The 19,086-nt window shown below is 65.6% G+C and carries 19 protein-coding genes and 1 tRNA gene; 13 read left to right on the forward strand and 7 right to left on the reverse strand.

The genetic code is table 11. The features are described from left to right. Positions 1 to 5: 5 nt before the first annotated feature. Together sdhD and sdhC are read right to left on the reverse strand one after the other, a co-directional pair. Complete coding sequence (gene sdhD, locus BLT60_RS01845) at positions 6 to 380, reverse strand: succinate dehydrogenase, hydrophobic membrane anchor protein (RefSeq protein WP_244521103.1); 375 nt, start codon at positions 378 to 380, stop codon at positions 6 to 8. Positions 381 to 391: 11 nt separating this feature from the next. Next, positions 392 to 790, reverse strand: a complete 399-nt coding sequence (gene sdhC / locus BLT60_RS01850) for a succinate dehydrogenase, cytochrome b556 subunit (RefSeq protein WP_090874504.1) — start codon at positions 788 to 790, stop codon at positions 392 to 394. A gap of 230 nt (positions 791 to 1,020) precedes the next feature. On the opposite strand from sdhC, the gene leuB reads away from it, so the two are divergent. Beyond that, entirely contained in the window at positions 1,021 to 2,124 is a 1,104-nt protein-coding gene (gene leuB, locus BLT60_RS01855; protein WP_090874505.1) for a 3-isopropylmalate dehydrogenase, read from the forward strand. A 31-nt stretch (positions 2,125 to 2,155) separates the two neighbouring features. Beyond that, complete coding sequence (locus BLT60_RS01860; protein WP_090874506.1) at positions 2,156 to 2,683, forward strand: hypothetical protein; 528 nt, start codon at positions 2,156 to 2,158, stop codon at positions 2,681 to 2,683. Here the strand turns inward: BLT60_RS01860 and BLT60_RS01865 are convergent. Continuing rightward, positions 2,680 to 2,946 (reverse strand): BolA family protein, encoded by a 267-nt coding sequence (locus tag BLT60_RS01865; protein ID WP_090874507.1) that lies wholly within the window; start codon positions 2,944 to 2,946, stop codon positions 2,680 to 2,682. The two genes, BLT60_RS01860 and BLT60_RS01865, sit on opposite strands and share 4 nt — an antisense overlap. 65 nt (positions 2,947 to 3,011) lie before the next feature. Between BLT60_RS01865 and BLT60_RS01870 the strand changes: the two genes are divergently transcribed. The 4 genes from BLT60_RS01870 to BLT60_RS01885 all read left to right on the forward strand — a co-directional run bounded on the left by BLT60_RS01870 (position 3,012) and on the right by BLT60_RS01885 (position 7,706). Further along, entirely contained in the window at positions 3,012 to 3,614 is a 603-nt protein-coding gene (locus BLT60_RS01870) for a J domain-containing protein (RefSeq protein WP_090874508.1), read from the forward strand. Positions 3,615 to 3,788: 174 nt separating this feature from the next. Further along, the gene (cobS, locus tag BLT60_RS01875; protein ID WP_090874509.1) at positions 3,789 to 4,775 is read left to right on the forward strand and encodes a cobaltochelatase subunit CobS; all 987 of its coding nucleotides are present in this window, start codon (positions 3,789 to 3,791) and stop codon (positions 4,773 to 4,775) included. Positions 4,776 to 4,866: 91 nt separating this feature from the next. Beyond that, positions 4,867 to 6,684 (forward strand): cobaltochelatase subunit CobT, encoded by a 1,818-nt coding sequence (gene cobT, locus BLT60_RS01880; protein WP_244521104.1) that lies wholly within the window; start codon positions 4,867 to 4,869, stop codon positions 6,682 to 6,684. Further along, the gene (locus BLT60_RS01885) at positions 6,681 to 7,706 is read left to right on the forward strand and encodes an esterase-like activity of phytase family protein (protein WP_090874511.1); all 1,026 of its coding nucleotides are present in this window, start codon (positions 6,681 to 6,683) and stop codon (positions 7,704 to 7,706) included. The genes cobT and BLT60_RS01885 overlap by 4 nt, the downstream gene beginning before the upstream one ends. Before the next feature lie 45 nt (positions 7,707 to 7,751). Here the strand turns inward: BLT60_RS01885 and rpmB are convergent, their stop codons facing one another. Continuing rightward, positions 7,752 to 8,054: a 50S ribosomal protein L28 gene (rpmB, locus tag BLT60_RS01890; RefSeq protein WP_090874915.1), complete on the reverse strand. Its 303-nt coding sequence runs from the start codon at positions 8,052 to 8,054 to the stop codon at positions 7,752 to 7,754. Positions 8,055 to 8,280: 226 nt separating this feature from the next. Here rpmB and BLT60_RS01895 point away from each other — a divergent pair, with 226 nt between their 5' ends. From BLT60_RS01895 to fdxA, 4 genes are all read left to right on the forward strand, one after another. Next, positions 8,281 to 9,144, forward strand: coding sequence for a DUF3108 domain-containing protein (locus BLT60_RS01895; protein WP_090874512.1), 864 nt, complete (start codon positions 8,281 to 8,283; stop codon positions 9,142 to 9,144). Positions 9,145 to 9,484: 340 nt separating this feature from the next. Next, positions 9,485 to 12,661 carry a helicase-related protein gene (locus BLT60_RS01900; RefSeq protein ID WP_090874513.1) on the forward strand — a complete coding sequence of 1,059 codons (3,177 nt, stop codon included), beginning with the start codon at positions 9,485 to 9,487 and terminating at the stop codon, positions 12,659 to 12,661. A 10-nt stretch (positions 12,662 to 12,671) separates the two neighbouring features. Then, positions 12,672 to 13,070 carry an RNA-binding S4 domain-containing protein gene (locus tag BLT60_RS01905; RefSeq protein WP_090874514.1) on the forward strand — a complete coding sequence of 133 codons (399 nt, stop codon included), beginning with the start codon at positions 12,672 to 12,674 and terminating at the stop codon, positions 13,068 to 13,070. A 136-nt stretch (positions 13,071 to 13,206) separates the two neighbouring features. Beyond that, positions 13,207 to 13,545, forward strand: coding sequence for a ferredoxin FdxA (gene fdxA, locus BLT60_RS01910; RefSeq protein WP_090874515.1), 339 nt, complete (start codon positions 13,207 to 13,209; stop codon positions 13,543 to 13,545). Positions 13,546 to 13,941: 396 nt separating this feature from the next. Here the strand turns inward: fdxA and BLT60_RS24980 are convergent, their stop codons facing one another. Beyond that, positions 13,942 to 14,364 (reverse strand): hypothetical protein, encoded by a 423-nt coding sequence (locus BLT60_RS24980; RefSeq protein WP_342028560.1) that lies wholly within the window; start codon positions 14,362 to 14,364, stop codon positions 13,942 to 13,944. Between the two features lie 79 nt (positions 14,365 to 14,443). Between BLT60_RS24980 and BLT60_RS24985 the strand changes: the two genes are divergently transcribed. Together BLT60_RS24985 and BLT60_RS01920 are read left to right on the forward strand one after the other, a co-directional pair. Further along, complete coding sequence (locus BLT60_RS24985; RefSeq protein ID WP_342028561.1) at positions 14,444 to 15,028, forward strand: CarD family transcriptional regulator; 585 nt, start codon at positions 14,444 to 14,446, stop codon at positions 15,026 to 15,028. A 191-nt stretch (positions 15,029 to 15,219) separates the two neighbouring features. Beyond that, entirely contained in the window at positions 15,220 to 16,083 is an 864-nt protein-coding gene (locus tag BLT60_RS01920; protein WP_090874517.1) for an RNA polymerase factor sigma-32, read from the forward strand. A gap of 25 nt (positions 16,084 to 16,108) precedes the next feature. Here the strand turns inward: BLT60_RS01920 and BLT60_RS01925 are convergent, their stop codons facing one another. Together BLT60_RS01925 and BLT60_RS01930 are read right to left on the reverse strand one after the other, a co-directional pair. Continuing rightward, positions 16,109 to 17,590 carry a M48 family metalloprotease gene (locus BLT60_RS01925; RefSeq protein WP_090874518.1) on the reverse strand — a complete coding sequence of 494 codons (1,482 nt, stop codon included), beginning with the start codon at positions 17,588 to 17,590 and terminating at the stop codon, positions 16,109 to 16,111. Beyond that, positions 17,590 to 18,444, reverse strand: a complete 855-nt coding sequence (locus BLT60_RS01930; RefSeq protein WP_139167735.1) for a thermonuclease family protein — start codon at positions 18,442 to 18,444, stop codon at positions 17,590 to 17,592. The genes BLT60_RS01925 and BLT60_RS01930 overlap by 1 nt, the downstream gene beginning before the upstream one ends. An 88-nt stretch (positions 18,445 to 18,532) precedes the next feature. On the opposite strand from BLT60_RS01930, the gene BLT60_RS01935 reads away from it, so the two are divergent. After that, positions 18,533 to 18,609, forward strand: a tRNA-Arg gene (locus BLT60_RS01935). Positions 18,610 to 19,086: the final 477 nt, after the last annotated feature.

Genomic DNA, 19,086 nt, shown 5'->3' on the forward strand with positions numbered 1-19,086 from the left:
TCGAATCAGCCTCCGAAGGCGAGCTTCAGGATCGCGAAGGCCGAGCCAGCGCCAACGACCGCCGCGAAAAAGGTGTTGGCGATCAGGGCAAGCGGACGCGTGAGTGCCCCGTGAATGTAGTCCTCGATCACGACCTGCATGCCGAGTCGCATATGGACGACGACCGACAGAACCAGCAGAAGCAGGAGGATCGCCACAAACGGTGACGAGAGCACCGAGACGACCTCGCTATAGGGCCGCCCGGCAATGGCGATCACGACGATCACGAAGCCGATGGTCAGCGGCACATTGGCAAGCCCGGTCAGCCGCTGCCGCCAGAAATGCTCGGTGCCGGAATGCGCCGAGCCGAGGCCCAGGACGCGATGTAGCGGTGTGCGCATGTCGTTTGCCATCAGCGCACCGCCAGTCCCACGATCCACACCACGATCGTCAGCGCGACGGAACCGACGATATTCGCCAGCGCCAGTTGATCCCGCATCGGCTTGTCGAGCCCGTGCCCGGTATCCCAGATGAAGTGGCGCAGTCCGCCGAGCATGTGGTGGATCAGCGCCCAGGTGAAACCGAACAGGATGATCATTCCGATCCACGAGCCGAAAATGCCGTCGACAAACCGGAAATGGCCGCGCCCGGTTGCCGCCGCCAGCAGCCACCAGGTCAGGAGCGCCATCCCTGCATAGAGCGCGATTCCGGTCGCCCGATGGACGATCGACATCACCAGGGTCAGGTGCCAGTGATAAATCTGAAGGTGCGGCGAAAGCGGACGGTTCGCCTTGGTGTCGGCGGTAGACATGGTCCTCGGCGTCGAAGCGGAAGTGTTGGAACGGTTCTAGCGCCGATGCCGCACCGCGTCAAAGACGTTGCGCCGAACGGCCGCACGAAGGCGGTCCGGGCGCCCGGATCGCGAAAGAGCGTGAACAGAGCCGGCGAAGCACCTGCCAGTCGCGCCCCCGAATCAAGCCGCTCTTGCATTTGCGAGGTGTCGCCGGTACGCCAGCGCTTTCGTTTCTGAGAAGGCGCAAGATGACCAAGACTCTCCTCCTCCTTCCCGGCGATGGCATCGGTCCCGAAGTCATGGCAGCGACCCGGACCGTCATCGACTGGTTCAACGGCCACGGCGCCGGCTTCGCTTGCGACGAAGCGCTCGTCGGTGGCAGCGCCTACGATGCGCATGGCGTGGCGATCACCGACGAGACAATGCAGAAGGCGGTCGCCGCCGACGCGATCCTCTTCGGCGCCGTCGGCGGACCGAAGTGGGATGATGTCGGCTACGATGTCCGCCCCGAAGCCGGGCTTCTGCGCCTGCGAAAGGAGCTGGAACTCTTCGCCAACCTTCGTCCGGCCATCGTCTATCCGGCGCTCGCTGACGCATCGTCGCTGAAGCGCGAGCTGGTCGAGGGGCTCGATATCCTCATCCTTCGCGAGTTGACCGGCGGCGTCTATTTCGGCGAGCCGAAGACGATCACCGACATCGGCAACGGCCAGAAGCGCGCGATCGATACCCAAGTCTACGACACCTACGAGATCGAGCGTATCTCCCGGGTCGCCTTCGAGCTTGCCCGCACCCGGCGAAACAAGGTCACTTCGATGGAGAAGCGCAACGTCATGAAGTCGGGCGTGCTGTGGCGCGAGGTCGTGACCGAGACCCACAAGCACGGGTACGAGGATGTCGAACTGGAGCATATGCTGGCCGACGCCGGCGGCATGCAGTTGGTCCGGGCGCCGAAGCAGTTCGACGTCATCGTCACCGACAACCTGTTCGGCGACATGCTTTCGGACGTCGCCGCGATGCTGACCGGCTCGCTCGGCATGCTGCCTTCCGCGTCGCTCGGCGCGCCGGACGCGCTGACCGGCAAGCGCCGCGCCCTCTACGAGCCCGTCCACGGCTCGGCGCCCGACATTGCCGGCCAGGGCAACGCCAACCCGATCGCGATGATCGCCAGCTTCGGCATGGCGCTCCGCTACTCCTTCGAGATGATCGCCGAGGCCGACCGTCTCGACGCCGCGATCGCGGCAGCCCTCGACAAGGGCGTCCGGACGCCCGATCTGATGAGCGAAGGCATGACGAAGGTCGATACCGACGGCATGACCGCCGCGATCGTTGCCGAACTCGACGCCACCGCTTGACCGTCCCTCCCCGAACCCTCCAGGCCCCGCCATGACCCGCCTCTTCGAGAACCGCCGGCTACCCAAGACGTCGAACATCTCGGCAGTCGTCCTGGTCGTGGTGATCCTGTTCGGCTTCTGGGACCTGTGGAATGCCTTCGGGACCGGATCGCAGGATACGACGTCGGCGATGTTCGGCGTCCTGTTCGTCGGTGGCGGCATCATCGGCGCCTACACGATCTGGAACGACGGCCGCGACCAGTCCCAATGGCTGGACGTCGATCTCGACACGGGCAAGTCCGCCCTGGCGGTCTGGCGGCCCTTCAAGCCGCTCGTGCTGGAGCAGGATGTCGACCAGATGACCGGCTGGCGTCACTGGATCAAGGTCGCCAAGCGCAATGTCCGGACGCACTATATCGTAGTCACCGTGCCGGATTATCCGCGGCCGATCTATCTCGAGATGCTGGTCGGCGGCGAAATCCCCGACGCGCTGCGTCAGATCGCGCCGGAGGCTGTCGAGGACTTCGAGACCAACACCCGGCGGCAGCGCGAACCGCAGGAAGACAAGAAGCCCGCCTAGGGCGCCTTGGCGTCGATCGCCAGGGCATGCATCCCACGATCGAATTCGGGCTTCAGCGCCGCGTTGACCATGCGGTGCGCGTCGACGCGACTGCGATCCCGGAAGGCCTCGGCGACGATTCGGACACGGAAATGAGTCTCCCCTTCGGGCCGATGACCGGCGTGCCCCTTGTGCAGGTGCGATTCATCGACCACATCGATTTGTGCCGGCTGAAAAGCCTCGGTTAACGTCCGTGTGATCCTCTCTTCGGCACCAATCGTCATCGAATCATCCTCTGAAGCCGACCCACGTCTTGTCGGCCGCGCATTGGCAGATAATACTCCCGGCCATGAATCTGAACTCCAAATACTTCGACAGCATCCGGATCAAGCCGGAATCCGAGGTCAAGCCCGACGAACCGCCCGGCTGCGAGTGGCAAGGTTGCCGCAACGCCGGCGGATACCGCGCGCCGAAAGGCCGTGGTCAGGAGGGCAAGTACCACAACTTTTGCATCGCCCACGTCCGCGAGTACAACAAGTCCTATAACTTCTTCGCCGGGATGCGCGATGACGACATCGCCGACTACCAGCGTTCCGCGTCGACCGGCCATCGACCGACCTGGAATGTCGGCGTCAACAAGATGGGCACCCAGGGCCCGCCGCGCCAGAAATACACCGACGCCTTCACGGATCCCTTCGGTTTCTTCGGCGGCAAGCCGGACGGCGATGGCGAACCGGAGCCAGCGCGGCGCCCGCTCGGCAACTTTGAGCGCCGGTCGTTCGAGGCACTCGATCTCGAAGGCACCGAGAGCGGAACCGTGATCAAGGCCCGCTACAAGGAACTCGTCAAACGCCTTCACCCGGACGCCAACGGCGGCGACCGGAGCCTGGAGGACAAGTTGCGCGAGATCATCCAAGCCTATAACTATCTGAAATCCGCCGGCTTCTGCTGAAATGCCGAACCGGACCCGTTGCCGTATCTCCTGCGGCAATGAACCGATTTCCCAATTCCCGCTGAGGTCCTATATAAGGCGGGCCAATCCTGTTGGTCCGCGCCAGATTTTCCGCGATCACAGCATCCTTTGCCACCTCGAACCGAGGGCGCCCGATGGCCCCGCGGGGGGAATATGATTGAAGCACAGGAAGACCGGGCGCCCGCGCCCGACATCAAGGTTTCGGTCCGTGACGTTTTCGGGATCGATACCGATCTCGAAGTGCCGGGCTATTCGTTCGGCGACGAGCACGTCCCGGACGCCGATCCGGACTATCTGTTCGACCGCGAGACGACGCTGGCGATTCTCGCCGGATTCGCCCACAACCGGCGCGTCCTGGTCTCGGGCTATCACGGCACCGGCAAGTCGACGCATATCGAACAGGTCGCGGCCCGGCTCAACTGGCCCTGCGTGCGGGTGAACCTCGACAGCCACATCAGCCGTATCGACCTGATCGGCCGCGACGCGATCGTGCTCCGCGACGGACAGCAGTTCACCGAGTTCCGCGACGGCATCCTGCCCTGGGCGCTGAAGCACAACATCGCCCTGTGCTTCGACGAATACGACGCCGGCCGGCCGGACGTGATGTTCGTCATCCAGCGTGTGCTCGAGGTCCAGGGAAGGCTGACCCTGCTCGACCAGAACAAGGTCATCCGCCCGCACGAGGCCTTCCGGCTCTTCGCCACCGCCAACACGGTCGGGCTCGGCGACACGTCGGGCCTCTATCACGGCACCCAGCAGATCAACCAGGGCCAGATGGACCGCTGGTCGATCGTCACGACGCTGAACTATCTGCCGCATGACAACGAGGTCGACATTGTCGCCGCCAAGGTGCCGAAGTATCGCGACCCCGAGCAGCGCGCCGTGATCTCCAAGATGGTGCGGGTCGCGGACATGACACGCAACGCCTTCATGAATGGCGACCTGTCGACCGTGATGAGCCCGCGAACGGTGATCACCTGGGCCGAGAATGCCGAAATTTTCTCGGACGTGGCATTCGCCCTGCGGGTAACCTTCATCAACAAGTGCGACGAACTCGAACGGCCGCTGGTCGCCGAATTCTATCAGCGCTGCTTCAATGAGGAACTGCCTCAGTCGGCGGCCAATGTCGTCCTGAGCTGACGGTGCGCGGGTGGCTGGATCCAACGAGACAACGCGCGGGAAGACCGCCGAGAGCCCTTCCGATCCACTGAAGCGGGCGGTCACGGGCTGCATGCGCGCGATTGCCGCCGATCCCGAACTCGAGGTCACCTTCGCCGCCGACCGTCCCCTGCTCAGCGGCAACAAGGCCCGGCTGCCGGAACCGCCGCGCAAGCTGACCCGGGCCGATATTTCCGTCACCCGGGGCATCGGCGATTCGATCGCCCTGCGGCTGGCCTGCCATGACGCCGCGGTCCATCGGGCCAACATGCCGGAGGGCAAGAACGCCCGCTCCGTCTACGATGCCGTCGAGCAGGCCCGTGTCGAGGCGCTGGGATCGCTGCGGATGGGCGGCGTCGCGGACAACCTCGCGGCCATGCTCGAGGACCGCTTCCACCGCGGCAACTACCACGAGATCACCGAACAGGCGGACGCCCCGCTCGAAGACGCGGTCGCGATGATCGTCAGGGAGCGGCTGACCGGCCAGCCGCCGCCGGCCTCGAGCCTCAAGGTCGTCGACCTGTGGCGCGACTGGATCGAGGAACGCGCCGGCGAAAGCCTCGACAAGCTCGACCAGTCGGTCGCCGACCAGGGACGCTTCGCCCTGGCGCTGCGCGACCTGATCGCGTCCCTCGACATGGCCGACGAACTCGGCGGCGAAAAGGGCGACGACAGCGAGGACGACGGCGAGGCCGGCGAGCCCGAGGAAAACGACGGCGCCGCAGACGCCAGCGAGGCCGCGGAAGCCTCGAGCCCCGAGGACGTCGATGCGGCGGCCGAGGATGCCGAGGAAGGCGAAGGCGAATCGAGCGAAGCCGAAGCCGAGGACATGATCGAGGACAGCGAGTTGTCCGACGCCCGCGAAGCCGGCGAATCGCGCCGCTCGGATGCGCCTTTCTCAAACATGCCGCCGACGTCGGACTATCGTCCCTTCACGGTCCGCTACGACGAAACCATCCGGGCGGAGGACCTGTGCGACACGGCCGAGCTCGACCGGCTTCGCGCCTATCTCGACAAGCAGCTCGCCAATCTGCAAGGCGCCGTTGGCCGGCTCGCCAACCGTCTGCAGCGGCGGCTGATGGCCCAGCAGAATCGCGCCTGGGAATTCGACCTCGAGGAAGGCGTCATCGATGCCGCCCGCCTGTCGCGCGTCGTCACCGATCCGATGCATCCGCTTTCGTTCAAGGCCGAGCGCGACACCGAATTTCGCGACACGGTCGTCACGCTGCTCCTCGACAATTCCGGCTCGATGCGCGGCCGGCCGATCACGGTCGCCGCGACCTGCGCCGACATTCTTGCCCGCACGCTGGAGCGCTGCGGCGTCAAGGTCGAGATCCTCGGCTTCACCACCCGCGCCTGGAAGGGCGGCCAGTCGCGCGAGGCGTGGCTGCAGGCCGGCAAGCCGGCCAATCCCGGCCGGCTCAACGACCTGCGCCATATCGTCTACAAGTCCGCCGACGCGCCATGGCGCCGCTCCCGCCGCAACCTCGGCCTGATGATGCGCGAGGGGTTGCTCAAGGAGAATATCGACGGCGAAGCCCTGTCCTGGGCGCATTCGCGCCTGATCACGCGCCCCGAACAGCGCAAGGTGCTGATGATGATCTCGGACGGCGCCCCGGTCGACGATTCCACCCTTTCGGTCAACCCGGGCAACTATCTCGAGCGCCACCTCCGCTACGTCATCGAGGAGATCGAGACCCGCTCGCCGGTCGAACTCCTCGCCATCGGCATCGGGCACGACGTCACCCGCTACTATCGCCGCGCCGTGACCATCGTCGATGCCGAGGAACTGGCCGGCGCGATGACCGAGAAGCTGGCCGAACTCTTTTCCGAGGAAGGTTCGCCGGAGCTCAGGCCCCGGCGCGCGCGCCCCCGCGCCCAGACCCAATGATCCGACGCAGCTGGCGCCACCGCTACCGCGCGGCGCTGGCCGGAGCGTTTCTCGTCCTGGCGGCTCCGCTCGCGGCCCTGGCTGTCTCCCCCGGCTTCCGGCCGATCGCGCTTGAGGCACGGCAGATCGACGACTTCCTGCCGTCATTGCCCGAGCAGGTCTTCGGTCCGCTGGAGTTTCGCGGCGGCCTGGAGCTGACATCGACCGACCGGCAATTCGGTTCGCTCTCCGGGCTCGACTTCGCCTCCGACGGCACGCTCTACGCAGTCGCCGACCGGGGCCGCTGGTTCGCCGCGCGCCCGGTCGAGAAGGACGGCCGCCTGGTCGGGCTGGAAGACCCGCGGATTGCACCGATCCTCAACAACGCTGGCCAGCCGCTTTCGGGCAAGGCCTGGGGCGACGCCGAGGGACTGCGTATCAGGCGGGACGGCGACCGCGATGTCGCCTATGTCACCTTCGAAGGCGTCAACGACCTGCGGGAATTCGGTGGCGACGACTTTGTACTGGCCAGTTCCCGCTCAGTCGCCTTGCCACGCGCGGCGCGGGACCTGCCCCATAACGAGGGGCTGGAGGGACTGGCGATTGCGCCCGAGGCCGGGCTGCTTGGCGGCGCCATCGTCGTCATCGCCGAGGAAGCGCTCGGCAACAGCGACCGCCACGGCGGCTGGATCGTCGGCGGGCCCGAGGCCGGGGCCTTTTCCATCGAGAGCGCAGGCACCTACAGCATCACCGATGCCGCTTTCCTGCCCGATGGTGATCTGCTGCTCCTCGAACGGAGCCTGCGCTTCCCGTTTGGCTTCACGATGCGCCTTCGCCGGATTGCCGGGCAGGACCTGGCGCCCGGCGCGACCGTCGACGGAGAGATCCTCGTCGAAGCCGATCTCCGCTATCAGATCGACAACATGGAAGGGTTGGCGGTGGGCCGCAACGAAGTGGGCGAAACGATCATCGCCATTGTTTCGGACGACAACGAGAGTCCGCTGCAGCGGACGCTGCTTCTCTATTTCGCGCTCAAGGACTGACGGAGTCGACCGTCGCTCGGGCGATCGGTCCCGGATCGGAGCCGATCAGGCAGCAGCGGCTTCGGAGGCGGCGACGCGCTTCTCGACCAGCCGCTTGATGCGGCGTGCATTGATCGAAAGGTCAGTGTCGCGCGACGCGAGGAGGAACTTGTCCAGTCCGCCGCGATGCTCGACCGAACGCAGGGCATTGGTGCTGATCTTGAGCCGCACCTTCTGGCCGAGGGCGTCGCTCAGCAGCGTCACATGATTGAGATTGGGCAAGAACCGCCGACGCGTCTTGTTGTTCGCGTGACTGACATTGTTGCCGGCCAGGACCGCTTTTCCGGTCAATTCACAGCGGCGCGCCATGGGATACGTCCTTTTGATCATGCTCGCGCCACGCCCGAACGGCATGGCTGCGTCTGACACCTTATGAAAGGCCGCATCCTATAGTCAGCCGCCGCGCAAGCGTCAAGGCGCAGCATGGGCGCGTGACGCCTGCCGCCAATTACCTTAAGAAGAAAAGCACGAATCGTTCGCGTTTCACAGGCTTCCAACGGGACTGCCGGCCACGACAGGCTGCTGTAGCATCGTCATGCCAATGAACGGCCAGGATCGACGCTACGAAACCACTGCGCGGCTCTCCGCGGCGGTGCTTTCCCTGGCTATTGCCATCGCCCCGTCGGCGCTCCTGGCCCGCGAAATCACGACTCTCAAGGCGACCTACGTGATTGCCATCGGCACTGCCGTCATCGGCCATGCCACGGCCGAAAGCCGGTTCTCGGGCGAAAACTACACCGCCGCCATCAACGGTTCGACCGGCGGCGTATCGCGGCTCGTGTCGGATGCGCGCGCCAGCCTTTCCGGCTCGGGAAAGATCTCCGGCAAGACCGTCCTGCCCGCGACTTTCAACCTCGAAACCGTGGAACGCGGCTTCGGAACCCATGTCAGCATGGCCATGCAGGGCGGCCGGATCACCAACCTGGTGGCGGTGCCGCGGCTTTCGGCGGCGGCCGACCGGATACCGATAACCCAGAGCCACAAGACCGGTATCGTCGACCCGCTCAGCGCCTTCATCGTCCCCCTCGACCGGCCGGGCGTTCCCTCCGGCCGCGCCGCCTGCGACCGGACCATCAAGGTATTCGACGGCTGGACGCGCTTCGACGTGCAGCTTTTCTACAAGCAGACCAAGGCAGTCGACGGCGGCGCCGACACTTATGCCGGCAGGATCATCGTCTGCGGCGCCCGCTACGTCCCCGTCGCCGGCCACCGGGCCCAGGGCGACTCCCTGAACGATCTTGTCGACAATGATCGGCTCGAAGTCTGGCTGGTGCCGGTCGAGAACACGGCCCTGCTCGTCCCCTTCCGTATTCTCATCGGAACGTCGTGGGGCGATCTCATCGTGTATGCGACGCGGTTCACCACCACGGCGACCGAAGAACGTGCCGAGGCGGACTGATCCCGCGATCGTTTTCCCCGTTATCCACAAGCGTCTCGGCACGATCATGCCGTATTTTCGCCACATTTCGAGAGCGGCGCGAGCGGTCGAAGCAAACCCTTCGGCCACCATGCTTTCGAAGCCCTTTTCCCAGATGTGGGGGCTGTTCCTCGGCCGCGCGCATATGTCGTAGGGAACGGAGCATGAAAGATCGCGAGTCAGCGATTCGGGCCGGTTTTGTTCCAGACTCGTTCTACGTGTAGGGGCGCTCGGGAAAAAACCTCCCGTTTTCCGTGGCTTCCCGTGCTACACGGCTTGGGTCGGTCGCCACGAAGAAATCCATTGGAGCCGTAACGGCAGTATGAGTTTCGAGTCGATTTCAGGCGCCCCCTCCGGCGGTGCCAAGCTGGTCGCCGTCCTTGGACCGACCAATACGGGAAAGACCCACCTCGCCATCGAGCGGATGCTCGGCCACGAGTCCGGGGTCATCGGCCTTCCCCTTCGCCTGCTGGCCGCCGAGGTCTACGCCCGCGTCGCCGCCCGCGTTGGCGCGGATCAGGTCGCTCTGATCACCGGCGAGGAGAAGATCGTCCCGCCCAATCCGAAATACCGGGTCTGCACCGTCGAGGCGATGCCGAGCGAGACCGACGCGGCATTCCTCGCCATCGACGAGATCCAGCTCGCCAGCGACCTCGAGCGCGGCCACGTCTTCACCGACCGGATGCTGCATCTTCGCGGCCGCCAGGAAACACTTCTTCTCGGTGCCGCCACCATGCACGGCATCGTCGAGCGACTTTTCCCGAGCGCCAATGTCGTGACCCGGCCGCGAATGTCCGTGCTCAGCTATTCCGGCTCCAAGAAGATCACCCGGCTGCCGAGTCGCTCCGCCGTCGTCGCTTTCTCCGCCGACGAGGTCTACGCGATTGCCGAGCTGATCCGCCGGCAGCGCGGCGGCGCCGCCGTGGTGCTCGGCTCGCTGAGTCCCCGGGCGCGCAACGCCCAGGTCGAGCTCTTCCAGTCGGGCGATGTCGACTTCCTCGTCGCCACCGACGCGATCGGCATGGGCCTCAATCTCGACGTCGATCACGTTGCTTTCGCCGCCGACCGCAAGTTCGACGGCTTCCAGTTCCGTCAGCTCACCGCCGCCGAGTTCGGCCAGATTGCCGGACGCGCCGGTCGCCACATGCGCGACGGCACCTTCGGCGTCACCAGCCGCGTCGATCCGCTTCCCGACGAACTGATCGCCGCGCTGGAAAGCCATGAATTCGATCCGGTCAAGACAATCCAGTGGCGGAGCCGCGACCTCGACTTTGCGTCGATCGAAACCCTGAAGGCGAGCCTCGACCAGGCGCCGCCGCACGCGGCCCTGACCAAGGCGCCGCCAACCGTCGACGTGTCTGTCCTTGAAACGGTGACCAGGGACCCGGGTCTGCGCGACGCCGCGTCGTCCAGGGCCAATGTCGCGCTTCTCTGGGATGTCTGCCAAATCCCCGATTATCGCAAGATCGCCCCGGCCAATCACGCCGAACTCGTGACGACGATTTTCGGTTTCCTCGCCAATGGCGGACGGATCGACGACGACTGGTTTGCACGCCAGGTCGCCTTCGCCGATCATGTCGAGGGCGACATCGATACGCTCGCCAATCGCGTCGCCCATATCCGAACCTGGACGTTTGCCGCCAATCGCCCGCACTGGCTTGCCGACCCTGCCCATTGGCAGGAGCGCACGCGCGCGATAGAGGATCGTCTGTCCGACGCGCTGCATGAACGACTGACCGCGCGTTTTGTCGATCGTCGGACGAGCGTGCTGATGAGACGACTGAAAGAGAAGGCGATGCTCGAAGCGGAGATAACGTCCGTCGGCGATGTATTGGTCGAGGGCCAGCACATCGGAACCCTGTCCGGTTTCCGCTTCGCGCCCGATGCGGGAGCGGACGGGCCGGATGCAAAAGCGCTACGCGCCACGGCGGCCAAGTCACTGGCCGGTGAGATCGCCAAGCGCGCCGAGCAGGTGGCCGCCGCGCCGAATGCCGATTTCGCCCTGGCGACCGACGGCACCTTGCGATGGCAGGGTGCCGCGATCGGTCGTCTGGTCGAAACCGAGGACGCGCTGAAGCCCCGCCTGATCCTGCTCGCCGACGACGCGCTGACGCCTGCCTCGCGCGAACGCGTCCAGACCCGCGTCGACCTCTGGCTGACCACCCGCGCCGGCGAATTGCTGAAGCCGCTTTTCGATCTCCGCGCCGCCGAGAATCTCGCACCGGCCGCACGCGGTATCGCCTTTCGCCTGACCGAGAATTTCGGCGTCATCGAACGCTCTGAGATCGCCGAGGAAGTTCGGGAACTGGACCAGGACGCGCGGGCCGGCCTGCGCGCCCTCGGTGTCCGCTTCGGCGCCCACCACATCTACGTTCCCGCGCTGCTGAAGCCGGGGCCAAGTGCCCTTCTCGCAACCTTCTGGGTCCTTAAGCATGGCGGCTTCGACGAAGTCGGTGGGCTGACCACGCTGGCCGCCTCCGGCCGGACGAGCGTTCGTGTCGATCCGGCGATCCCCCAGGCGCTCTACCGGGTGGTCGGCTATCGGGTCGCGGGCAACATGGCGATCCGCATCGATATTCTCGAGCGACTGGCCGACCAGATCCGTCCGTTGATCGCCTGGCGGGCATCGCCGCAAAGCCCCGAACCGCCGGACGGCGCCGTTGCCGGCAACGGCTTCACCGTCACCGTCGCCATGACGTCGCTGCTCGGGTGTTCGGGCGAGGATTTTGCCTCCGTGCTGCGGGCGCTTGGCTACCGCATGGAACGGAAGCCCAAGCCAGCGCAGGCAGCCCCGACCGTCGAGGCCGCGCCCGCTGAAGGCGCGCCCGGCGAGGCAGCGGCAACGACCGGCGAGTCGCCTGCCCCCGTCCCGGCCACGGATGGCGCACCTGAGGCCGCACCGGCGGACAGCATCGAAGAGACGCCCCCGGCTCCGGCCGAAGCCGCTCCCCCGGAGGCTACCGCAGCCACCGCTCCGCCCGCCGAAGCCGCTCCCGAGACGCCAGACGCTTCGCTCGCGCCGGAACGGTCTGAAGAGCCAGTCGTCGCGGCGGAAACGTCGGATGCAGTGCCTGCCTCCGAAACCGACACGCCCGCCGCGCCATGGGCCGAGGTCACCGAACCCGAGGAGCCGGCCTTCATCGAAGTCTGGCGGCCGCAACGCGCTGGCCGTCCCGGCGGACGCCGCGGCACGCAGGATCGCCAGGGACGCGACAGGCAGGGCCAGGACCGGCAGGCGCGCGACGGCGAAACCCGCGACAAGCGCCCTGATGGGCCACGTCGCGGGCGTCCGAATGGTGGCGAGAATGCCAATGGCCAGAAGAAGGGGCCACGCCGTCCTCGCCGTGGCGACCGTGGGGCCGACGGCCCCGGCGGTGGCAAAAAGGGTCGCGTGCCGGCCCAGCGCGAGGAACGGCAGAAGCCGATGGATCCCAATTCGCCCTTTGCCGCGCTTGCTGCCTTGAAGGCGAAGCTGGAATCGCCGGAAACGGACCGCTGACCGGCGCGCGATGACGGCCGAACCCAAACGCCGCATCGACAAGTGGCTGTGGTTCGTCCGGCTGGCAAAGACGCGAACGGCGGCGCAGAAGCTGGCGCTCTCGGGTCAGGTCCGCGTCAATCGCGAAAAGAACACCAGCGCCAGCCGCAGCATCCGCATCGGCGACGTGCTGACCGTCGCGCAGGAATCAGGCGTCCGGGTGCTTCGCGTCGTGGACCTCGGCGAGCGCCGGGGACCGGCGAGCGAGGCCCGCCTGCTCTATGAGGATCTCACCCCGCCGGAACCGCCGCGCGACCGCTCGGAGGGGCAGCGCGTCGGGCCGCGCCCGACCAAGCGCGACCGCCGCGTGATGGACGAAATGCGCTCTGCCGTCGCAATCGACGAGGATTTTTCGTCAACCACCGACTGAGCGGAACGCGGCGCCTGCCACGCGCCCGCAGGCCGCATCGGCATTTCTTGCGCGATTCCGCCAAACCGGATACCCAAACGGCCGAAGATCGACCGATCCCCGCGAAGAACGCCCGTCCGCCAATCGAGGAACTCCGGTGACCTACATCGTCAACGACAACTGCATTCGCTGCAAATTCATGGATTGCATCGAAGTTTGCCCCGTCGACTGCTTCTACGAGGGCGAGAATATGCTCGTCATCCATCCGGACGAATGCATCGACTGCGGTGTCTGCGAGCCGGAATGCCCCGTCGACGCGATCAAGCCCGACACCGAGCCGGGCCTGGAGAAGTGGTTGAAGGTGAATGCCGAATATGCGGCAAAATGGCCCAACATCACCGCCAAGGGCGAACCGCCGGCCGACGCCAAGGAATTCGAAGGTGTCGAAGGAAAGTTCGAGAAATTCTTCTCTCCCGAGCCCGGTGAAGGCGATTAGTCGACAGGCCGGACACGCAATTTTATTGCGCGCTGCAACATCCTTTCCCGCTGAAAACCATGAATGACTCGCCGCGGTTTACCGTGGCGATGTTAAATCATTGAATTTTCCCGTATTTGTGCTATATTCACTCCTTAGTTGGAGTAAATAGGCGCTTTGCGCGCGGGACGCGCGCCTTTTCTGCATGACTAATCCCCAGCGCTCGGCTGTATGACCGGCTTCTTCGCCGGAAGGGATCGTGTCGCCGCCGAGGCGGTGCAGGATAGTGTGCGCTGGTGCCGAGTGGAGGCGTGAAGTAGCCATGTCGACGACCAAATCCAAGGCGAAGAAGTCCCCGGCCGCAAGCAGGACGACGGCAAAGGCGGCGACGGTAAAGGCGGCAAAGTCTCCGAAGGCTCAGGGCGTAGCCAAGTCCGCCGCGACCAAGCCTGCGGCGACGCCGCGGAAATCCGCAACGACCGCCAAGCCGGCGGCGAAGAAGCCGGCCGCCGCAAAGAAGCCCGCAGCCAAGGCCGCCGGGAAGACGACCGCCGCCAGGAAGCCGGCGGCCACGAAGAGCGCCGCCGCGTCGCGCAAGGCGACGACGGCTGCCAAGCCCGCGGCAAAGAAGGCCGCGAAGTCGAACGCCCGCAAGCCGGTCGTGACGCCGAAGTCGACCGGACGAAAGGCAGCCGCGACGCCGGCGGCGAGCAAGAAGACGACGAATGCCCCGGCCGCTGCGAAGAAGGCGGCGCCGGTCAAGGCTTCGGCGGCAAAAGCCGCCACGCCGAAAACGATCAAGTCGGCGCCTGCGAAACAGGCCGCCGCCGCGCCCGCCAAGCCGGCAGCGCCGGAGAGTTCAAGTAAGCCAGTTCCCACAAAAGTGCGCCCTCCCGCGCCGAATGGAGTTGAGACAAGCATGCCCGTGAAGAAGCCGACCACGCGTTCCGAGTTCAAGACCGGAGAACATATCGTCTATCCGGCCCATGGCGTTGGCCGTATCGTCGGCATCGATACCCAGGAAGTCGCAGGCATCAAGCTCGAACTCTTCGTCATCAGCTTCATCAAGGACAAGATGACGCTGCGCGTGCCGGTTCCCAAGGCCACCTCCGTTGGCATGCGCAAGCTTGCCGATGCGGCAACCGTCAAGCGGTCGCTCGAGACCGTGCGCGGTCGCGCGCGGATCAAGCGCACGATGTGGAGCCGCCGGGCCCAGGAGTATGAGGCAAAGATCAATTCCGGCGATCTCATCGCCATTGCCGAAGTCGTCCGCGACCTATTCCGCTCGGAGAACCAGCCGGAGCAATCCTACAGCGAGCGGCAGCTTTACGAGGCAGCCCTCGACCGCATGGCGCGCGAGATTTCTTCGGTCAACCGAATCTCGGAAACCGAAGCGATCCGCCAGATCGAGCTGAACCTGGCCAAGAGCCCGCGTCGCGGCGCCAAGCCGGACGAGGCCGCGGAGGCAACCGAGACCACCGAGACCCAGGACAAGGCTGCCTGATCCTCGCTTTTCGCGACGAACACTTTGAACGGGCGTCGGCCAGCCAGCCGGCGCCCGTTTTCTATTCCGGCAACGATTCAAAGGACTTCGAGGTTATCACGCAAAACCTCACGGCATTGTGTGATCCGAACCGCTCTCCCGGTCGTTAAGGTTCAGGCGACTCATGGGAAATCCCGAGCGAGAGAAATTCGATGGGCAGGGCAGCAGGATCGAGCGATTTCGTCAGGATGGCCATGAAGGCGCCGTACCTGGAGCGCGACGAGGAGCATGACCTCGCGGTCCAGTGGCGCATGGCCAGGGATCAGGCCGCTCTCCACCGCCTGACCCAGGCCCATATGCGGCTCGTGATCGCCATAGCCGCCCGTTTCCGCAATTTCGGCCTTCCGATGAGCGACATGATCCAGGAAGGCCATGTCGGCCTGCTCGAGGCGGCGGCGCGGTTCGAACCGGAGCGCGAAGTCCGCTTCTCGACCTATGCCACGTGGTGGATCCGCGCCTCGATCCAGGACTACATCCTGCGCAACTGGTCGATCGTGCGCGGCGGCACCTCCTCGTCCCAGAAGGCTCTCTTCTTCAACCTTCGCCGTCTCAGGGCGCGTCTGGCCCAATCGTCCGACCCCCGCCCGCGCGATCTGGTCTTTGCCGAGATCGCCACCGCGGTCGGCGTGTCGAAGAAGGATGTCGAGGTCATGGATTCCCGTCTGTCGGGCCCCGACACCTCGCTCAATGCCCCGCTCAACGAAGCCGACGGCGGCACCAGCGATCGACAGGACTTCCTCGTCGACAATGTTCCCCTGCCGGATGAAACCGTCGGCGACACGATCGACACCGAGCGGAAGCTGAGCTGGCTCCGGTCTGCGCTGAACGTACTCAACGAGCGCGAGTTGAAGATCGTCCGCGAGCGACGCCTCCAGGACGATGGCGCCACGCTGGAATCGCTGGGCGAGAGCCTCGGCATCTCAAAGGAGCGCGTTCGCCAGATCGAAAGCCGCGCCCTCGAGAAACTCCGCACGGCGCTGCTTCGCGAAAACCCCGACCGGGCGACATTCGTCTAGCCAGCCGCGCAGGCATCGCGGTCTCCTAATCGGCGACGATCTTCACCCGCATCCCCGCCGGAATCTCGGCGTTTGCGCTGAGGTCGTTGAGGGCCCGGAACAATTCCCTCGGCCGATCGACACCTTGCATCTGCGCCGCCAGCGAGTCGACGGTCGAGCCCGGCCGCGCCTTGACGATCTTGATGCTGAGCGGGCGCAGCGAGGCGAGCGCCCGCTGATCGAGCATGCGGAAGCTGGACACTGTCGTCGACGTCGCGGCGGCCAGTCCCTTAGTCGCGTCCTCGTTCGCGAAGATGAAGCGGTAGGTGGCGCCGCTTTCCGCCTGGACGATGGCGATCCTGAACTCCCAGCCCTTGGCGCTGGCGCTGGCTGATGCAGCGGGCATGCCGTTGACCGAGAAGCGCTTGATCGTCGACTCGTCGAGGCCGTTGACCCAACCCGAGGCAAGATACTGGCCGAGATCCGCCCCCTTGACGAGAGCGACCGCATCGAAGCGGAGCGCCGTGCCATCGGCCCCGGTGGCGAGGACGGCATCGCTCGTGTTGTCGATCACGAAACCGTCCGGCACCGAGAAGCCGACCCCGAGTGAGGGATGGATGAACGTCCGGTCGCGGACGTATCCCTGGCTCGGATCGTCGCCGAAGATCACGCCGTCGATGCCGGCGAGATAGCGATCGCGGTCGCGGTCGCCGATGCCCGGCGCCCCGAACTGGCGCGCGGCGCGCGCGGCGAAGTCGACGCGTTCCGGGGTCGAGGGGTGCGAGGCGAGGAAGTCCGGCGCTTTCTCCAGCGTCGGGCCGGCCGCCACGCGGTAGTTGGCGAATTGCGCCATCGTCGCCAGGAAGCGCGCCGCCGCGAACGGGTCATAGCCCGCCCGCCCGATTGTCTTGACGCCCATTGCGTCCGCTTCGAGTTCCTGTTGCCGCGAGAAGCTGGCAAGCGAACGCTGGCTGGAGGCGAGCGCCAGCTGGCCGCCGCTGTCACCGTCCAGAACATCGGTCACCACGCGGCTGACGATGACCGCGTTCCGCGCCTTGTTCTGTCGCTGGATCGCATGGTCCGCCGTGACATGCGCCATCTCATGGGCGAGCACCGCCGCCACTTCGGACGAGTCATTGGCAAGGGTCAGCAGGCCGCGGGTGACATAGAGATAGCCGCCCGGAAGCGCGAAGGCGTTGATCGCCGGCGCGTTGAGGATGGTGATCCGGTAGGGCTGATCCGGCTGGTCGGAGGCCGCGACGATACGGCCGACAATCCGCGCCACGGTCTGCTCGAGCTTGTCGTTGTGATAGATGCCGCCATAGGCCGCGACGATCCGCGCGTGTTCTTCCGGCCCGGCCGACAGGTCGGTACCGACGATCGCGGCATTGGGGCCAACGCTTCCGGCATTGAGCAAGGCATTGCAGCCGGCCAGCAGCGCGCCGGCAAGCACCAGCCCGCACGCCGTCAAGACCCGCTTCCGTCGCTGCCCGCTGCCGCGAAGCTTCGCTGCCGCCGTCAAGCCCATCACCCGCCGTCCAACACCTCTATTGCGACCGGATCATGAATCCGGATCGCCGGACCGCCGCTTTCCTCGATCACGCCACGAACCCTGACTGACCGACCTTCCAACGAATCGGCCGGAAATCCGGCCGCAGCAAGGCGTTCGGCAACCGGAGGCGGGATCATGACGGTGAAATCGCGGCGATAAACCGGCCCGAAATCGAGAAATATCATATACGAACCGTGACCAACCGAAAGCACCCGCCCTTCGACGAGTTCATATAAGCCGCTTCGCGCCAAAAGCGAAGGATCATCAGGGTTCAGCGGGTCGTGGCGCTTGCCCTTCCAGACGCCCCGATCAGCGGCTCGGGCGCGGTCTTCGGCGGCCAGGAGCGATGCGACACAAGCTGTTTCGCCCTCCAGCGGCCGAATGCGCACCAGTCCGGCCTCCGCCAGGACCGCCTGCAGCGACCGCCCGTCAGGCAGGAACCCTTGCGCATGCACCCGGCCGTAGCGATCGGGCCCGGCGCCGACCCGGGCAAGCGAAATCGACGCGCCGGCCACCAGTCCGTCCAGCGCCGCGCGGGCGGCCGCTGCCATCGCCGTATCGCCAAAACCAAGGGCCTTCGGCGCCTCGATCGCGGCAAGCCGAACCCTGGCGCCGTCCTCCGTCTCGATCGTATCGCCGTCGATCGCCCCGGCGACGCGCACCGTTTCGGTCACCGGCAAGGCGCATCCCCCCTCCCCGGCCGCCACCGGCGCCCAATTAAGGCAGGCGACAAGTGCGATCGCCGGAACACCAGCCTGCGCAATCACCGTTCTTCCGCGACCGTCCTGCATCCGCAAGAAACTCTCCCAAGCATCAGCCGATGCCGCCAACCACACGATGTTGCGGCTGGCAGAAGGGAAAGCTATTACATTTCACGAATGCTGGACGACCGCATCCGCGATCGGTCGTCCACGGTGAGACTCCGTAGCTCAGCAGGATAGAGCATCAGATTCCTAATCTGAGGGTCGTGGGTTCGAATCCCGCCGGGGTCACCATTTTCTTGGACGCCTGTAGACATGGCGCAAAGCCGATTTCGATGGCAGTCGTCACATAGCAAGCACCGGCGCCGCTTTCTCCGCTCGCCTTCCATGCCAGACCGCCAACCGCTCCAAGCTCGGTAGAGCCCACTGGCGACTGACCAGCCTGAAGGAGAGGCTCGTCAAGATCGTTACCTCCGGCCGGTACGTGACTTTCAGATGGCAGGGGTCGCGGTACTTGGGGGCTGTTTGCCAACATTCTGGAACTGATCGCGCAATTGCGGCCAACGCCCGATCCAGCGTCGGCGTGACGCGGCCAGTTGTCATAGGCTCATGAGCGCCTTGAAGACGCGATTCGGCGCTAACGATCGGCCTCGGAAGGCATGCCTCGGGCGGGTTGGCGGCCAATCAAAGCAAAGCCCCCCAGCCCCGGGGTCGACATTGTCCGGGACGGCCATGAGGGCCTATCGTGTCGCCAGAAATTGTCGTTCATCC

The sequence above is a fragment of the Bauldia litoralis genome (genome assembly GCF_900104485.1).
Lineage (GTDB): Bacteria > Pseudomonadota > Alphaproteobacteria > Rhizobiales > Kaistiaceae > Bauldia > Bauldia litoralis.

What these genes read in the sequence shown, in the direction of transcription:
- BLT60_RS01860 (WP_090874506.1), top strand. Translation starts at nt 2,156, where the DNA reads ATGACCCGCCTCTTCGAGAACCGCCGGCTACCCAAGACGTCGAACATC.
- BLT60_RS01895 (WP_090874512.1), top strand. Translation starts at nt 8,281, where the DNA reads ATGCCAATGAACGGCCAGGATCGACGCTACGAAACCACTGCGCGGCTC.
- cobS (WP_090874509.1), top strand. Translation starts at nt 3,789, where the DNA reads ATGATTGAAGCACAGGAAGACCGGGCGCCCGCGCCCGACATCAAGGTT.
- BLT60_RS01885 (WP_090874511.1), top strand. Translation starts at nt 6,681, where the DNA reads ATGATCCGACGCAGCTGGCGCCACCGCTACCGCGCGGCGCTGGCCGGA.
- BLT60_RS01905 (WP_090874514.1), top strand. Translation starts at nt 12,672, where the DNA reads ATGACGGCCGAACCCAAACGCCGCATCGACAAGTGGCTGTGGTTCGTC.
- cobT (WP_244521104.1), top strand. Translation starts at nt 4,867, where the DNA reads ATGCGCGCGATTGCCGCCGATCCCGAACTCGAGGTCACCTTCGCCGCC.
- BLT60_RS01870 (WP_090874508.1), top strand. Translation starts at nt 3,012, where the DNA reads ATGAATCTGAACTCCAAATACTTCGACAGCATCCGGATCAAGCCGGAA.
- sdhC (WP_090874504.1), bottom strand. Translation starts at nt 790, where the DNA reads ATGTCTACCGCCGACACCAAGGCGAACCGTCCGCTTTCGCCGCACCTT.
- BLT60_RS01900 (WP_090874513.1), top strand. Translation starts at nt 9,485, where the DNA reads ATGAGTTTCGAGTCGATTTCAGGCGCCCCCTCCGGCGGTGCCAAGCTG.
- BLT60_RS01865 (WP_090874507.1), bottom strand. Translation starts at nt 2,946, where the DNA reads ATGACGATTGGTGCCGAAGAGAGGATCACACGGACGTTAACCGAGGCT.
- BLT60_RS01920 (WP_090874517.1), top strand. Translation starts at nt 15,220, where the DNA reads ATGGGCAGGGCAGCAGGATCGAGCGATTTCGTCAGGATGGCCATGAAG.
- sdhD (WP_244521103.1), bottom strand. Translation starts at nt 380, where the DNA reads ATGCGCACACCGCTACATCGCGTCCTGGGCCTCGGCTCGGCGCATTCC.
- rpmB (WP_090874915.1), bottom strand. Translation starts at nt 8,054, where the DNA reads ATGGCGCGCCGCTGTGAATTGACCGGAAAAGCGGTCCTGGCCGGCAAC.
- BLT60_RS01925 (WP_090874518.1), bottom strand. Translation starts at nt 17,590, where the DNA reads ATGGGCTTGACGGCGGCAGCGAAGCTTCGCGGCAGCGGGCAGCGACGG.
- BLT60_RS24985 (WP_342028561.1), top strand. Translation starts at nt 14,444, where the DNA reads ATGCCCGTGAAGAAGCCGACCACGCGTTCCGAGTTCAAGACCGGAGAA.
- leuB (WP_090874505.1), top strand. Translation starts at nt 1,021, where the DNA reads ATGACCAAGACTCTCCTCCTCCTTCCCGGCGATGGCATCGGTCCCGAA.